Below are 16437 nucleotides of genomic sequence, written 5' to 3' on the forward strand. Positions count from 1 at the left end.
TAATAATGCATCAGTTGTTTTGTATTGACACATAGTATAAGTTTGTATTGACATCACTACAAAACTGTCATATCTTGACATTCGTTGCCCTCCATACGGCGCACAGACACCTTTTTTAGGACATATGTACTATCTTGCTTGTAGAATAAATTTGCTGCTATGGATTGTAGTTCTGATAACACCGTGGAGGGGAACGGCTGCGCCATCCGACTATTATATCACCCATTATACCAGCCAAAACGGGTTGCCGCAAAACAGCGCTAAAGGATTGGAATTGGATAAGGACGGGTTCCTGTGGATCGGCACGGAAGCCGGGCTGGTGCGTTTTGACGGGCAGCGGTTTAAACTATTCGATGCCGATCACTATCCGCTGATGAAATCCAACCGCGTCAGAGACCTGTCACTCGACACGGCCGGGGTACTCTGTTTCCGGGACGGGGCCTTTCTGACATTCGACAGCAGAGGCTTGATGCGGCAAATTTCAGATAAAGCCTTTTTGGGAAGGATCACCCGGTTGCAGACCGAGTTTCTTTCTGTGCAGGACCACTCGCTATCATTCTTGTCGGGAGGAAAGCTTCGCTGGTCAATGATCCTGCCCGAGCTCGTAATAGGTCGGCAAGGCAATTTTTGGGCTATTCGGGGCCGGAAATACTTTTTCCTGGCGAAGCGTGGGTTATTATCGTGCGTCGATGCCGACAAGCATAGAACAACTGTCAGGATAACCGGCTTGCCGCCGCACCTGACAGCTTCCGCAAAAGATGAGCCGAAGGTACAGGGTCTGCTAGAGTATGACGGCCTGTTATATTACCATACCGACAAAGCTATTTACCAGCTAACTGAGGCAGGGAGAAATGAATTACACGCGAGGTTGGTACTGGAAGCGGACTTCTCGGATGTCACGTGCTTTCGGCATTACCCCGGGCTGAATATGTACGTGATTGGAACGGCGACGCATGGGGTGTATATTCTGCGCCGCAAGCAATTTGAAGCCTACCGGCATAGCAATGGATACGGAAACTTTTACCCACAGGTACCCTATGGCGAAACCGGCGTCCTCACTGCCTTTGGACTCCTTTATCCGGGTGGATCGCGTTTGGGGTTCCCTTTCGATGTAGGTTCGTTTCGGGGTGTGCTCAGAGATAGTCGGGGGCATTACTGGCTCGACCGAGCGTATATGACGTCGAGCACAACCTACGACGTGATGCTGGTTGAGATGGACGAAAAACTCCGTGAGTTGAAGCAGCGGTTTAACCGCCGCGGAAGCAGTTGCATCCGTGAAACACCGGACGGCCGCATATGGGTATTGACTTCCGGTGGTCGGCGCCTGGTACATGTAGATGGCGATTCACTGCGATCTTTGCCCGAACATTGCGATATCAATTATGGAGCACAAACTTTTTTGCCCGTTGATAATGAGCACTTCTGGATCGCAGGAAGGGAATTGATGGCGCTGCTGAATGTCAGGACAGGAAAGCAAATTCACTACAAAACACTCGAACAGTACAACATTGAAGCCCTGCACCTGGATCGGAACAACGTGCTTTGGGCAGGCACTACCGGCAAGGGTTTCTATGCTATTAAGGGCGGCCGCGTTGTAAAGCTGCCTTTGGATAGGAAGGCTTCACTTAAAGATGTCCATTCCTTCATGGAGGACCATAGCGGGTTTATCTGGATGAGTACAAACAACGGCCTTTTCCGATGCAGAAAAGCAGACCTAGACCTTTTTGTAGCTGGGAAGACCTCCGACGTATATTACCAGTGTTTCAAACAGGAATCGGGTTTTAATACCAATGAATTCAATGGAAACTGCACCCCTTACGCTGTCGTATTAGGCAATGGTAAATTTTCTTTCCCTTCCATCGATGGGCTGGTGCAATTTTATCCGGACGCAATCAAGGAATTACTTCCGACCAGCAAAATATTTGTCGATAAACTGCTGGTCGACGGCAAACAGCAATATCTGAACGGCCATTCAATCCAGCTCCGGCCCGACTTCAAATACATTGAGGTAGAGGCGGCCTCGCCATTTTACGGTAACCCGGCCAACCAGTATCTTGAATACAGGCTAACGGGCCTGGACAGCATTTGGCATCCCTTGAATGAAGACAATAAGGTGGTGTTCAATAACCTCGCGCACGGACAATACGGTTTGCAGTTCCGGAAAACTGCGGGATTCGGCCCGGGTAACATCACCACGACAAGCATTTCTTTGTTTGTCGAACCGTTCTTTTACCAGACCATTTATTTTAAACTGGCCGCCATTATTTTGATTCTCTTGCTGATCTATCTGGTTGTGAAAATAAGGTATGCGTACCTTTTGAAGCAAAACAAACAACTGGAACAGGAAGTGGCAAACCGCACTTTCCATCTTAACAACGCGAACCGGCTCAAAGAAAAAATGCTGATGATGGTAGGGCATGACCTCCAATCACCATTGCATTTTCTCGGGTACCTGTCCGATACCAATTATGAAGCCGTCATGTCCAATCAACACGAGAAGGCAGGTTTAATAAGCAGGGAAATGAAAAGCGCCAGCCGGGAAATTTATGCCTTTGTCGATGAGTTAAGTCTATGGGCACGGGTACAGGACGAAAGATTTAATTTAAAGAAAACAACCTTTTCTTTTACTTCGCTCGTCGGCGAACTCGATCTTTTTTTCAAAGAGATATTGGAGCATCAGCGTAATACCTTTGAATTTACAACTGAAGAGAATTACGAGCTATATACCAACAGGGAGCTGCTGAAGGCAATATTACGCAACCTTGTAGAAAATGCCCGTAAGCATACCCATCAGGGCGTTATAAGCGTGCATTGTTATAGGGATAGTGACAACACCTGCTCAGTTCGTGTGTCGGATACGGGCAAGGGAATGACACCCGAAACATTGGGAAAGATAAATAACCTGATCCGACACTCCGGGGAAACCCTAGATTTTGAGTCTGGGAATAGAATGGGGTACCAGTTCATTATTGATTTTGTCACTCGCTTGGGTATGCATTTGGCAATAGATAGTCAGGAGAACAAGGGTACCGTCGTCGTCGTCAGCGGGATTGCATTGCAGCCGGCTGGTCTTCAAATGAAGAAGGGCTATCAAACCCCGTAAATGAAAGCAAGTTCGGCAAGTTCGTTATGGCTTTCTATGTTCAGCTTTTCATAGAGACGCTGTTTTAGCGTGTTTACTGTGCCGTATTTGAGCTTCATCAGGTCGCCGATTTGCACTTGGGTGTGGCCTTGCACGAGGTACATGGCTACCTGAAATTCCCTTGTACTCAGTCTGTCAAAAGGACGGTTCGATTTCCCCTCCAAAGAGTTTTGTAACAAGATGTCCGCCAGTTTCTGGCTTACATATTTCTTGCCCGCCAGAATGATATGGATTGCCTTTCCAATTTCATCCTTCGGTGCATCCTTTTTCAGATAACCGTGAGCACCCAGTTGAATAAAACGGGCACCGTAAAGCGTTTCTTCATTCATTGACAAAACCAGCACCTTGGTTTTGGGATGAAAATTCTTGATGTGGTACATCAAAATAGTGGGATCTGTATTAGGCATAACCAAATCCAGCAACACCAACGTGTAGGTGTTTTTCTTCATCAGGGCCATTACACTTTCTGTATCCCAGGCTTCATCGATGATACAATCGGGGAAGAGTTCCACAAGCATCATGGCTAATCCAAAGCGGACGACATGGTGATCATCAGCGACTATTATTCTTTTCATAACCTTGATTCTTGGGAAAGACGAAGAAACAGTTTAAGACCGGGCCTTGTTGACTCGAAAAAGCCAGAATTGGGCCAAGAGGGTAAAATTTCCAGTTTCACTCGCAAAACAAAAAACGGATATACAGTAAATTATCCACCCGCAAGGTACAAAACAGAAAAAAAGGCCATGTAGTGATAACCAGCCATTATTTGTCGAAAATCTGCTACAAAACGATTTCCTGCTCGATCCGTCAAGCATTACAAAATTCCTAAGTACTTATCAAACAGGCCTCCTTATCCGGTTCGTGGTTACTGAGCGCGTCAGCAACCACGTTATCTACTACATCCGGTGCCTACTAGCTCGTTTTTAGCTCTAAACTAGCAATTGTGGTCAACTCAACACGCGCTTGTTTGGGCAAACCTGCCACGGCCAGGCATGTACGGGTCGGATAGCGGTCAACAAAATAAGTTTGGTACACTGCGTTGAGCTGGTCGAAATACCTCATATCCGTCAAATACACGGTAACACTGACAATGTGGCCGAAAGTCAGCCCGTGCTCGTTAAGTATTGTCTCGATATTCGCAAACACTTGCCTTACCTCGTCCTCGAAAGAGGTACTCACCAACTGCCCGCCAGCAGAGCCGATCTGACCCGAAATGAACAAAAACCCGTTGGACACCAATGCTTTTGAAATCGGCACTGCCGGTGCGGAAGCCTTTTCGATTGTACTCATGTGATTAATATGTTGGATATGTTTTCATTAAAAGTTTCACAGCCACTCCTTTTGGGGGCTTCCAATGCCACATTTGGTATTGCGCATTGTTCGAAATTTACATGCGAAGGTACAGTGTAACCCTATGCTCGCAATATCCCCCTACTGGATTCCTACACCATTAGGTTTACCGACATTATAATGCAAAACGATGGTTGAATAATAATGGCAAGCCGTTGAAGAACTGGAAACGGCTTGCATGGACATGGATTTGGCATGGACGTACCATGTGTGACTAACTATCAGGCGTGATGGCACCAGCCGCATAGTATCGATCATTGTAATACATTGTATAGGCCGCAAAAAGGAGCAACGTCAGTATTTCGGCCAAAGAACGGGATAGCCAGATGCCTGGTAGGCCAAAATAGTCCGGAAGAATCATAAGCGCCGGCGCAACTAGCAAAAGCCCTTTTAACAAGTTTACAAAAAGGGCCGGGGTTGTCTTACCTGTGCTTTGTAGAAAGGCAGCCAGCAAATAGTTCGGCCCAACCGCTAAAAACAGCAGGAAGTACAAGCCCATTGCTTGGCTCGCAATTTTCCGATAGGCCATATTTTGGTCCCCAGAAAATAATACAATTAGCGGGTCGGACAGAAACAAGCCGATCAATGTCACGATAATTCCCAACAATAGCGTAAAAACCAGCGAAAAACGTAAAGTTTCTAATACACGTTCTGGCTGTTTTGCACCTATGTTGAATGACATGATAGGAAGCGCGGCGATCATCGCGGCGGTAAAGGGGCGAATGAGCAGAAAACTAAGGTAATTGACCAGCCCAAAAGCGGCCACGGCTGTGGCGCCGTAATGGATCAACGATTGGTTGATAAGAAGCAAGCCAGATGAGAATGCGATTTCAGATGCGAACGACGGCAGACCTATTTTGAAGTACTCCTTCCATTGTGAAAGTTTTAAGGTGAAACGAAATGAAAAAAAATTAAGATGCGTGTTGCCTTTAAAAATATACACGAAAAGATATGCTGCGCCTGCGGCTAACGCTACTGATGTTGCGATCGATGCTCCTTTTACGCCCAGGCCGCAACCAATAATCAGTATCAGATCCAGTAGAATATTGATTCCGGCAGCCAAAATCGACGCATTTCGCGACACCTTTGGTGCTCCGTTTGCACGAACGAAATTACCCCAAATCATTCCCAGGAAGAAAAAAGGAAGACCCAGCAATTGCCAAAAGGCATACTCGGCCGTTTTGTCTGCCAATGAAACGTTGGCTGCTCCGGCCAGGAACCGAGAAAGCGGAGTTGCTATGAACGGTGCACTGACAGCTACGCAGCCTCCAATCAAAACTACCAGCGTAGTAGCGAATTGAAAGACCTCCTGTACTTTTTCAAAGTCCCCGGCTCCAATACTTTTTCCGATCAGTACTCCGCCGCCTATCATAATAGGCAAGCTCAATGCTACCAAGACGATCACGACAGGTCCATATAATCCAACCGCTGCAAGACCGTCTTTTCCGATTTGTTGTCCAAGTATAATTCCATTAATAACCTGGTGAATGATCGAAGACAGCAGGCTAATTATCGCCGGGCCATAGTTTTGAAAAAACAAGGTCCTGATGGGAGCTTGTCCGAGTTGATTGGTAGCGGTCATGGTGGGATGTTTTGCGAAAGGGGGCGCAAAGGTACTATAATCGCATAACTAGGCAATTGTTGTGTGTTAATAAAAACGCCGAAATGTCATTGTTTCTAATTTCATTTTGCTGTCATGAAACGCATTGGTAAAGGATAACCATTATTGCAATTAAACAGACGATGGTCGTAAATATCGACTGGACCCTAAACACAGTTTGGTTCGGCTCGGTTTCGCCGCAATGAGGACAAAATTCAGCTGCGCGTGAAACGGGCTGATTACAGGCACGGCATGAGATCAGATTTGACATATGGTTACGTTTGGACAAGACCATTTTTTGATTACCGCCGGCTTGGCAGTTATAGCTACATACTGTCACAGAACGTCATAGAAGCCCCAATACGTAAACATCAAAATCAAAGTGATATAAACCAGGTTATTAAGGGTAAATATCAGCTTTGAAGACAATCCCCATATTTTTCGACGGAGCAGATGCAGGTTCACCCTTATCAATGGACCGATAAGCAGCAACAGAATAAATGGCAGGTAGGCAGCAACGTTTTTTAATGAAAATTGAAAATCCTGAAATGGTGCTTTACTGTAAAACATGGCAGGTGTGCGGATTAGCGCAAACATATAGTATAGCATTGGGAGGCAGATCATGATCATTACTAGCCGCAATCTTGAGTACGGGTCCGGAGCGCGCGGCGCTCGAAAAATATTGATCAGATAGCTCAGCAGGAAAAATATAGCCGACACGCCAAAAATCCCGCCACAGGAAAGTAGGAAAAGGAAGATACGCCGGTCGTTTTGGGGTACTTTGTACCTCACCAATCGGTCATATTCGATATTGTCTGGAAACAAAGACGTTAATTCGATAACCCTATCTCCTTTGGCGAGCTCTTGCTTCAAGTTGAATTTAACTTCTCTCGTATAGTCGTGATAAAAGTACAGGCTGAAATCGCCTTCGGAAAGGTTGGCAATAGAAGAATACATCGTACCGTCTCCTAGTTTTTCACGGCATTCATGCATGGTATCGACCAGTGCCAGACAATAGTCGGCTCCATTATCAGATTGTTGCCAGTTGATAAAATCTCGTCCTCTTCGATAGCGGGCCCAATTCAGACGCTCATTTTCAGGTGTGATGGAAGGGCAAAAGTTGGCAATGATGTATTTGCTGTCGTTTCCCAACAGCATGGTATCCGGCTCCATAATCAGGTACCGCCCTGACTTATCCGCAAAAAACAACTCGCCATTGGGAATGATGTGCCGGTTGTATCGGTTTGCGTACGCTCTTACATCTTCAACAGTCTTACAGTTCTGCATTATGCCGCGAACAAATTCTGAGAAGTTGGTTACATTTTGTTTGGACGGATCAATTTTGATGTTTTTCTTATAGATAGTCAGTCCATCAAAAGCCAGGCCTGCCTCATTCATCCCTCCCTGTGCAAACATATCACCGTAACTCATATACAAAGCTCCGAGTTTTCCTACTGGGGCATTTACAAAACTTATTCGTGAGCCAGTTCGCCAGGAGTCTTCGTTATTACCAAGATATGTTTTGCCATTGATTGTAACCTTGCACATGCTGCATGCAAAAGCATTTAAGCCGGACATTAGTAGCAAGGCCGCGAGCAATACCGAAAGCTGAAACCTGTAAGGACGCATGGGAGTTTATTCTCAGTAACTTAGGGAGGCCTTGAAAAATTGCGTGGCTTCCTCGGCAATGCGAAGTTAGGCGCAGTGCATCATCGGACGAGGTATTTGTTAATATCAACGAAACTTGCGTTACACAGAGGTAACAATATATAGTTTTTTTATACATTTAAATAGTCAATCTATTTGCATTTACGTTCCTATATTTTAATCAATGTTCACGCATGTTATTAATTAGTCGGATTAGCGTGTATCTAACTTTTTTGTGTAGTGTACTGTCTGGATTTGTATCGCTATCTCAAAACCCGGGGGCCAGGACTAATCCAGCAGTGATAGGACTGTTTCCAAGGCCAGGGTTTGAAGCTCTTCCGCCGCACAAGCCTCGGGTCATCGACAAAACCAAGTTCAAACCAGAAAACTTCCGTTTTTTGAGTAAGGCGGGTGAGAGTCTTGAAGATCGCTTGTCGAATAATGCTGTTCCTCAAACCGTCGATTGCAGACCGTCCTGGGGCCTTTTCGCATTTCGTATTAACGGTAAAGGAGCTATTGACAGCACATGGTTTGACGGTCATCTTCCAGCGGCGTCGTCAAACCGTATTTTAGAGAACATTTGTGCAACCGAGGGAAGTTGGGATATCGCCCCGGGAACTAAACCTGACGATGTCGCCTGGTTCGTTTACTTTTATTCTGATGTACGTGCATTATGGGATAAAGATGTTCAATGCTCCCAGGCAGATAGGGAGCTGCAAAAGGCAGTATCCTCCATGACTGGATTTTTTTATAACCTGTTTTTTCGGCTGGGTGAGGATAACGCGACAATGCTTAGGCCAACAGTCATTGACGGCTTGCCCAAAATTTAGTTTGAATTGTCGCGATTGGACATGTTTACTATAATCTCAAGCGGTAATTATTGATTGTCGTGATTATCTTCTATATGACCGATCTCTTGGCCGATCGCAAGTTATGAACTAACCTCGCTCTGGATACATCATTACCCTTGAATTTCCCTTTATCAGTTAAAAAACTGTAATTTCAGATATTAAACGATAACTTGTAAACGATGACCTGGTTGGTTCGTATCTCTTCTCAAATAACCAGAATAAGCGATTGGGTAACAATGGGTTGGCTTTCATTACATAGTAGTCTGCCTGGAATGATTCGGGTAGATGGTTTTGACTCAGAAGGTTTTAGAATACATTACGAAAGCTCTGTAACTACTATTAAGTGGACTGAAATCTCCAAAATATGTGCCTAACACATTTCAGCATCTTCTAAACTCTAAACGGCCTCTCAACTTGCAATTAACTGGCTGGCAAGCAGCTCAAAGATAGGAAAAATCATAAAACTCTCCCGCCAGCGACTTTGGAGCGAATGGGCGGCCAGATTCAATTGTCCGACAATTGTACATCCAGCCGATTGCGGGTAAGAGGCAATCGTAGCTTTACATAGAGGGCATGACAAATGAAGCGCCACTCGAAATTGTCATATTAAAATACAGAGCAAATATCTTAATATCATTTAAATGCGAAAAGAACCTGGTTTTGTATTCCAAAGCCGTCTCAAGGTTAGTGAATACGTTGACCCAGCCTAATTTATGTTCGTTGTGATTCTTGTCAACCCAAGCTCTGACTAAGTCGATCTCCCTGGTTGAAAGCTTAAAATTTTCTTTTGCCTCTTCTGCTTGTTCATCATTGTCCGTTGTCCAGCTGTAAGACCAAATATTGACCAGATGATCATTAATACACTTACTACAAGTGTGAATCGTTGCTTCGCTGTATGTTCCAAAATCCACCGGAATAAGCCTTGTCAGAAAATATCCTCCTAGATAATGCTTTTGTTTAAAATCTTTCATTCAAGTTTCGATTTCTACTACACTCGCCGCGGGTCTTCATTGACCCATCGACGGGCGTTAATATACTTAAATTCGTCAGTGTCGGCCGTCATCAAGTGTCTGTTTATTTCTATCTAGGACTTTGCAATTAACCCACCTGTTTAGTTCGGCTGTCGGCGATCATTTTCAAGAGACTGGAATTTCTATAAAATTCTCCCGCCAGCGACTTCAGAGCGTTTAGGCGGCAAGATGAGATTGTGACACCAATCTGACATCTTGCCGATTGCGGGTAAGAGGCAATCAATGTCTTGGAAATGCCCCAGTCAGCCACAATTAGTAGGGTGCTTAATAAGTTGTGCAATCTGAATTGATATTTTGTTGAAAATCCAGCCGACAATAGCATATTGCCAGCTCAGAAAACAATTTGGTCTTAGATGGGATTTGGCTTTAATCTATTTGTCGTTTTTGTCCTTCTTCCTTTCACTGTCGTTAGTGTAATCATTTGGCTATTAACAAAAAGAAGGTTATTGCTGATTGCCAGCGCGTTGGGTTGGGTTGGGATATTGGGCATTGCGTTACTTTCCACGGTTGTCCAAGCACTCACCTCGAAGATAGTATTGAATAAAAACGACTACTATGGTAGCTATATCGTTAACCGAGATTATTTTCCAGGCAAGCAAGCCGATTGGCAATACAACAATTTTCGATTTGAGATAAAAAGCAATGATTCCATTTTCTTCCACGTAACGGATGGAGAAAAAATCACAAAGACATATCGAGGAGCTGTCGATATGACTGCCCCGTACCATTCCAAGCGGCTGAATATTGTCATGGCTGCGCCTACTCATCACATCGTGATAGATAACCCTACCACATATCGTGGGATATGGAACTTTTATTTGGTATTTACTTCACCAAAATTCGGCAACGTATTTTTCAAGAAGGGCGATTGGAAACCGTTAGAACGACGATAATCATCAATTGCTATGTCAGTAGAGTCTAATGCGCCTAGCTTCCATAATTGTGTCAAATTTGATTGACTACCATGAGTTTTGACCTTCCGTGCCATACCTCTTTGAAAGCCGCCCTTTCAAAGCCTGCATGTCTTCACTAACCTTCGTATCCAAGATTTTCGCATAAATCTGCGTTGTACGAATGTTTGTATGTACAAGCATTTTAGAGACGCTTTCAATCGGAACGCCATTTTGCGGCGTCACGGTAGTTGCGAACGTATGCCTGGCCACGTGTGAGGTGAGCATCTTTTCAATCCCGCAGATCACTGCAATTTCTTTCAAGTAATCATTCATCTTCTGGTTACTCGGCACAGGTAATAAGAGGCCGCGGGATTCGCAAAGCGGATGATCTTTGTATCTATCAATAATTTGAAGGGCTTCCGGCAACAGCGGGATGTGAGGCTTGACATTCGTTTTCATCCGCTGGCTGAAAATCCACTGCTCACCATCAATCCCTCGTGCTATTTGGCTTTTTTCGAGCTTCTGGACATCGGAGTAAGCCGGGCCGGTGAAACAACAAAAGAGAAACGTATCCCGCACTTGGGTGAGTCGGTCACTAGCGAAGTCTTTGCTCGCCATTAAGTCCAGTTCTGCTCTGGTAAGAATGGCCTTATCGACTTTCTTGAATTTGCCTTTAAAGTTTAGATACGGGTCAAGATTCATCCAGCCGTTGCTCAGGCAGATATTGACAATCTTGCGGAACATTTTCATGTGCTTCACCACAGCATTGTTGCCCATCTTGCGGACAGAGCGGAGATAGAACTCGTAATCTGCTATGAAAGCAAAATCTATGCGGCTGATGTCAAAATCGATCGTGCTGTAATTACTCTTTAAAAATGCCGCTGTGTGGCGTTCAAGAACCTTGTAGCGGTGGAATGTGCCTATCGCATATTCCTGGCCGACCAATGCTTTCATACGCTCATTATGATCAGCGATCACTGCCATTAGAAAACGCTGCTTCGGGCCAATGCCTAGAAATTTGTTTTTGATTGTTTCCGCTGTTATCAAAGCACTGTCGCGAACCAATGCAGCTTGTGCATCTAATAATTGCTGTTCAAGGTTGCCGAGATAAGCATTAACCGACTTAACAGCCTCCTTAGCTCCGGTGGCTCTTCCTGCGAATGCATTCCACCGACCAGGCTCGCATTCTCGGCCGGTCGTAAATTCTGCTCTTCTACTTTCAACCGTAATCCGTAAGTAAATCGGCACCGGCCCTTTTTGATAATTCTTCGGCTTCTTCAAATAGAAAGGCAGACTGATCTTTGTTTTCATACCTTTTTCAGGTTAAAAAGTTGAACAAAAGTAGTCTTGCAAGCCTAGTCAGCACAAGATGTTTACGCCGTAAACAGGTTGTGATACAATCAGTTGTAGCGATTCTGGTGAGTAAAATTTGCAGATCTTTGAACTCAGCGAATCACTCACCAAAAATTTGTAGAAAATTGAATATTTTGGCATAATTCGAAAAACAAAAAAAGCCTGCTAATCTGTTGATTAGCAGGCTTTTGATGCTTTTTGTTATTTCTTCAAGTGATCCCGCTGGGATTCGAACCCAGGACCCATACATTAAAAGTGTATTGCTCTACCAGCTGAGCTACGGAATCATTTTCTACTTGCTTCTGCTTTCGAAGGTTTGCAGTCTTGGATTAGCCGTGGCCTTTTCCGTAATTGCGATGCAAAAGTAGAATTCTTTAAAGTATAATGCAAGTGCCTCACAAGAAAAACCTGTATTTTTCGTTTTTGTTCCTGGCCTTTTTCGCGCCTGCCACTGCCTTTTGTGCCAATCAGAAGGAGCTTAAAATGGCTGATTCTCTGTTCGCTATCGCCAGATATCCCGAGGCACAGACGCTCTACAAAAAAAATTTCAACCTCACCGAAAAAAATAGCCAGGCGCTGCTTTTGAAGCTGGCTTTCCTGGCAGAGAAGACGAACAATTATACCGACTGCCTTTTTTTCCTCAGCAAATTGGCCCTCGTGCAGCCGTCAAGGCACCTTTTTGAAAAAATGGATAAGCTCGCAAAAGAGCAGAATCTAAGTGGCTATGAATTCGACGATTACAACTATTTCATAATATTTTATCGAAGGTATGGCGACTACATTCCAATATTGCTTCTAACTTTGGGCACCTATATAGTTGTCATAATGGTTACAAAGACACGTCGGAAGGAGCCAATTTTGCAGATTCACAAAGTTTCCATTATTGTTTATTTGCTGGCGTTACTGGGGATATTAAACGTCCCTTCCCTTTACCAAACGTGCATAATAGTGAATGAAAATACCTTCCTGCGCGACGAGCCCTCATCAGCGGCGGGCGTCGTTGAAAAGGTCGGAAAAGGACATAAACTGACAATAATCGGTTCCGTCGATCATTGGGACAGGGTTATTTGGAACAACCGGATCGTTTATATCCGTAAAAGTGATCTTTGGAATATATGACAGCAAACTGGTATCATTTTTGCAGCGTTTAAGTTTGTATGTATATTTAGGAGTTAAATTTTAAATTTAAATTGTATGAGAAAGCCAATGAAACGTTTTTTACTATTAATCGCGGGGGTTTTGATGTTAGGATTTGTAACTTCCTGTAAAGAGGAAGGACCTCACAAAGATGACATTGTGAAGTTCTCGGCTGTTATCAATAGTAGCCCAACCGTTCCAAAGGCTACATCGTCAGCACAGGGCACAGGGGTATTTGAGTATAACAAGAATACGATGGAATTGAAATACAATATCAATTTCCAAAATATCACTCCAAGCTCGGTAACCCTTAATGCAGCAAACCCAGCCTGGGAGCGCGGCGGGATCATTAAAGAACTGGCCAACAAACCTACCGGCCAGGTAAGCGGTACTTACAAATTGGCTAACACGGAACAACAAACACAGCTGATCCTGGGTTTGATGTACATTAACATCCCTACCGACCTGTACCCATACGGAGAAATCCGTGGACAAATCCTGGCGGACAAATTCGAAGAATAAGCGATAATCCACCATATGAAAAAGGCTTTCGGGAGCGATCCTGAAAGCCTTTTTTCTTGTCTTACTTTCTACCTTTCTTCTTTTGTCTCGTTTCAAACTCCGCGATCTCACGCATCAGCGCCCCGAGATCGTCGGTCGTGTCGGTCGTAAGTTCGAGCGTCTCGGCGTATTCGCCGGCGGTTAGTTTCAGCACCGCAATGGGTTTGTCGAGATACTGCTGTATCTCGTCGAGAACGGGCTTTTCTTCCTCGCTGCAAAATGATACGGCGATCCCCTTTTGCGTGCCACGACCGGTACGGCCTACACGGTGGACGTAATTCTCAGGCTGCTCTGGTAAATCGTAGTTAATTACATAATCCACGCTCGGGATATCGATCCCCCGCGCACTGACGTCGGTTGCGATCAGCACTTTTACATTGCCTTTCTTGAACTCATTCATGGCGGTGAGCCGGTCGGCTTGTTCCTTATCGCCATGGATAGTCAGGCTTTTGATTTCCATGCGTTCGAGCGCCTTGTACACCCGTTCCGCCCGCACTTTCGTGCGTACGAACACAAGAATCTTTTTTTCTGTATTTTGGCGAATGACGCGTTCCAGAAAAAAACGCTTGTCGTCCATCGCTACAAATGCTACGGAATGGTCGATATTTTTCGCGACAGGATTTTTCGGAGAAATCTGAATGCGGATTGCGTTCCTGACCAGCGAATAGGCTAGTTTCTTAATCTTTTCATCAATCGTCGCCGAGAAAAACAACGTTTGTCTTCTTTTAGGTAAATGCCGGATCAGGTCCTGAATGTCCTTGATAAACCCGAGGTCGAGCATATGGTCAGCCTCATCAAGAATGAGGGTATCAACGCGGTCCAGCTTAATATAACCCTGGCTCACCAGATCAAACATCCGCCCCGGCGTAGAGACGAGAATATCGATTCCTTTTTCAAGCTTTGCGATCTGAGGCCCCTGCTCTACCCCTCCGAAGACGCTGAATGTCTTGACTTTGGTATATTTCGAAATGCTCGTAAACACCTCGGCAATCTGAATCGCCAGCTCCCGGGTGGGCACCATTACCACGCATTTGATCCCTTCCGACCGGCTCGACGACTTCTGATTATGTATTTTATCAACCACCGGGATCGCAAAGGCGGCCGTTTTACCTGTACCGGTCTGCGCGATGGCCAGCACATCTTCCCCCTTCATCACCGCCGGAATGGCTTTGAACTGAATATCCGTTGGTTTTTTAAACCCGGCTGCGTCCAGACTCCGCTTGATCTCCGCGGCAATGGGGTAATCTTCAAATTTCATAGGCAAGTAATGGGGCAGACCGACGCCGGTCCGCCCTTCGTTTTAATGGGAGTGCAAAGATAACCGGTTATCCGGCAATGCATGATTTATTATAGGCCCGACTCGTAAAACCGCAACCGGTTACGCAGCAAGGCCATCTCCCGGTCGAGATGCTCGATGCGGCTCAGCAGGCCCTGAATGGCCTCGATGCCTTCGAGATTAATGTCGAGCTCACGGTGAAAGCGGATAATGCGCTCGATCTGGTTCAGGTGCGGCACCTGCAAAAAACGGGTATTGCCGACGGTCACCGTTTCGATCAGGTCGTGTTCCTGCAATGACTCAATAAATGCATATTCCACGTCATAATTCGCACAGAATACCTCGATAGCAATCAATTGATCATTTTCCATATCGTTTTCAGGATTTAGACAATTCTGTAAACAATTCCTTTTGCCGCTCGGTCAGGTTAGTGGGTATTTTGACATCGAAAGTCACATAGAGATCGCCGAATTGGCCATCCTTTTTATAAACCGGGAACCCCTTACCTTTCAAACGCACAATGCTGCCGTTCTGTGTTTCCGGCTTAATGGGAAGTTTCACTTTGCCGCTCAATGTTTCAACCACCAATTCCCCGCCCAGCACTGCCGTATAAAGGTCCAGTTCGGCTTTCAAATGTAAGTCATTGCCCGATCTTCTGAGTTTGTCATCGGTACCCACGGAGAACGTGATGTACAGATCGCCATTCGGTCCGCCGTTGCTTCCCGGGCCTCCATGCCCCGGGATCTTGATCGTCTGGCCATTCTCGACACCCGCCGGCACGGTAATGCGGATGTTCTTGCCGTTCACAGTCAACGTTTGCTTGTGCGTTTCGTAAGCGTCGCGAAGGCCCAGTTGGATCTCGGCCTGATAATCCTGCCCCCGGAAACGAGCCTGACGACCGCCACCGAAACCGGAACCGAACATGGATTCGAAGAAATCCGAGAACCCTTCGTTCCCTCCGCCGTACCACTGTCCCTCCTCCCCTCGTGCCTGGCTGCGCGCCTGCCGCGCTCGCTCGAACTCCTCGCTATGCTGCCAGTCTTTGCCGTACTTATCGTACTTCTTTCGCTTTTCCGGGTCGCTCAGCACCTCGTTGGCCTCATTCAACTCTTTGAATTTCTTCTCAGCCTCCTTGTCGTTCGGATTCAGGTCGGGGTGGTATTTCCTCGCCAGTTTCCTGTATGCATTCTTGATGGCCTTATCGTCGGCATTTTTATCGAGTCCGAGAATTTGATAATAATCTACAAAAGCCATAAATAATCAATGTATGAAGTGATAATGGTTGACAAAGCTACCTACTTTCGTTCCAGCATTTCCAGGTACAGGTCTTCGACTTTCTTACGTGCCCAGGGTGTTTTTCTTAAAAATTTCAGGCTCGATTTGACGCTGGGCTCGTGCTGAAAACTGTTGATGTTAATATAATAACCCATTTGCTCCCAGCCATAATAGTCCACCAGTTCATTCAAAATAGTTTCCAGCGTTTTGCCGTGGAGCGGGTTATTCGGTTGTGTGTCCATGCGTACCGTTCGAAAAATGTTGCTGTCTGTTTTAAAGTAGATTTCTCTTTATAAATAATTATTATGCAGGTTGATTAGT

General features: G+C 45.4%; 15 protein-coding genes and 1 tRNA gene. 5 read left to right on the forward strand and 11 right to left on the reverse strand.

The window, feature by feature from the left end; translation table 11 throughout:
* Positions 1-124: 124 nt before the first annotated feature.
* Complete coding sequence (locus ACTJJJ_RS07600) at positions 125-3103, forward strand: ligand-binding sensor domain-containing protein (RefSeq protein ID WP_426294223.1); 2979 nt, start codon at positions 125-127, stop codon at positions 3101-3103.
* Here the strand turns inward: ACTJJJ_RS07600 and ACTJJJ_RS07605 are convergent.
* The 4 genes from ACTJJJ_RS07605 to ACTJJJ_RS07620 all read right to left on the reverse strand — a co-directional run bounded on the left by ACTJJJ_RS07605 (position 3091) and on the right by ACTJJJ_RS07620 (position 7721).
* Entirely contained in the window at positions 3091-3717 is a 627-nt protein-coding gene (locus ACTJJJ_RS07605; protein WP_188929049.1) for a response regulator, read from the reverse strand. The genes ACTJJJ_RS07600 and ACTJJJ_RS07605 overlap by 13 nt on opposite strands.
* Positions 3718-4054: 337 nt before the next feature.
* Positions 4055-4432, reverse strand: coding sequence for a RidA family protein (locus tag ACTJJJ_RS07610; RefSeq protein ID WP_188929047.1), 378 nt, complete (start codon positions 4430-4432; stop codon positions 4055-4057).
* A gap of 274 nt (positions 4433-4706) precedes the next feature.
* Entirely contained in the window at positions 4707-6074 is a 1368-nt protein-coding gene (locus ACTJJJ_RS07615) for an MATE family efflux transporter (RefSeq protein ID WP_426294222.1), read from the reverse strand.
* Between the two features lie 354 nt (positions 6075-6428).
* A complete protein-coding gene (locus ACTJJJ_RS07620; protein WP_426294221.1) occupies positions 6429-7721 on the reverse strand; it encodes a hypothetical protein in 1293 nt (430 codons plus the stop codon).
* A 212-nt stretch (positions 7722-7933) separates the two neighbouring features.
* Between ACTJJJ_RS07620 and ACTJJJ_RS07625 the strand changes: the two genes are divergently transcribed.
* Positions 7934-8569: a hypothetical protein gene (locus tag ACTJJJ_RS07625; RefSeq protein WP_426294220.1), complete on the forward strand. Its 636-nt coding sequence runs from the start codon at positions 7934-7936 to the stop codon at positions 8567-8569.
* Positions 8570-9150: 581 nt separating this feature from the next.
* On the opposite strand, the gene ACTJJJ_RS07630 is transcribed toward ACTJJJ_RS07625, so the two are convergent.
* A complete protein-coding gene (locus ACTJJJ_RS07630) occupies positions 9151-9561 on the reverse strand; it encodes a hypothetical protein (protein WP_426294219.1) in 411 nt (136 codons plus the stop codon).
* 413 nt (positions 9562-9974) lie between these two features.
* Between ACTJJJ_RS07630 and ACTJJJ_RS07635 the strand changes: the two genes are divergently transcribed.
* Positions 9975-10514, forward strand: a complete 540-nt coding sequence (locus tag ACTJJJ_RS07635; protein WP_188929037.1) for a hypothetical protein — start codon at positions 9975-9977, stop codon at positions 10512-10514.
* Between the two features lie 66 nt (positions 10515-10580).
* Here ACTJJJ_RS07635 and ACTJJJ_RS07640 read toward each other — a convergent pair whose 3' ends face one another.
* Complete coding sequence (locus ACTJJJ_RS07640; RefSeq protein WP_426294218.1) at positions 10581-11825, reverse strand: site-specific integrase; 1245 nt, start codon at positions 11823-11825, stop codon at positions 10581-10583.
* 256 nt (positions 11826-12081) lie between these two features.
* Positions 12082-12154, reverse strand: a tRNA-Lys gene (locus ACTJJJ_RS07645).
* Positions 12155-12350: 196 nt separating this feature from the next.
* On the opposite strand from ACTJJJ_RS07645, the gene ACTJJJ_RS07650 reads away from it, so the two are divergent.
* Together ACTJJJ_RS07650 and ACTJJJ_RS07655 are read left to right on the forward strand one after the other, a co-directional pair.
* On the forward strand, positions 12351-12986 hold the full coding sequence (locus ACTJJJ_RS07650; RefSeq protein ID WP_229221315.1) for an SH3 domain-containing protein: 636 nt from the start codon (positions 12351-12353) through the stop codon (positions 12984-12986).
* Between the two features lie 87 nt (positions 12987-13073).
* Positions 13074-13526 (forward strand): CHRD domain-containing protein, encoded by a 453-nt coding sequence (locus ACTJJJ_RS07655; protein WP_229221309.1) that lies wholly within the window; start codon positions 13074-13076, stop codon positions 13524-13526.
* A 61-nt stretch (positions 13527-13587) separates the two neighbouring features.
* On the opposite strand, the gene ACTJJJ_RS07660 is transcribed toward ACTJJJ_RS07655, so the two are convergent.
* The 4 genes from ACTJJJ_RS07660 to ACTJJJ_RS07675 all read right to left on the reverse strand — a co-directional run bounded on the left by ACTJJJ_RS07660 (position 13588) and on the right by ACTJJJ_RS07675 (position 16358).
* The gene (locus ACTJJJ_RS07660) at positions 13588-14823 is read right to left on the reverse strand and encodes a DEAD/DEAH box helicase (RefSeq protein WP_426294217.1); all 1236 of its coding nucleotides are present in this window, start codon (positions 14821-14823) and stop codon (positions 13588-13590) included.
* 89 nt (positions 14824-14912) lie between these two features.
* Complete coding sequence (locus ACTJJJ_RS07665) at positions 14913-15212, reverse strand: chaperone modulator CbpM (protein ID WP_426294216.1); 300 nt, start codon at positions 15210-15212, stop codon at positions 14913-14915.
* A gap of 7 nt (positions 15213-15219) precedes the next feature.
* Entirely contained in the window at positions 15220-16095 is an 876-nt protein-coding gene (locus ACTJJJ_RS07670) for a DnaJ C-terminal domain-containing protein (RefSeq protein ID WP_188928927.1), read from the reverse strand.
* A gap of 41 nt (positions 16096-16136) precedes the next feature.
* Positions 16137-16358: a VF530 family DNA-binding protein gene (locus tag ACTJJJ_RS07675; protein WP_188928925.1), complete on the reverse strand. Its 222-nt coding sequence runs from the start codon at positions 16356-16358 to the stop codon at positions 16137-16139.
* Between the last annotated feature and the right edge of the window lie 79 nt (positions 16359-16437).

It is taken from the genome of Dyadobacter sp. 22481 (assembly GCF_052044875.1).
Classification (GTDB): Bacteria; Bacteroidota; Bacteroidia; order Cytophagales; family Spirosomataceae; genus Dyadobacter; species Dyadobacter endophyticus.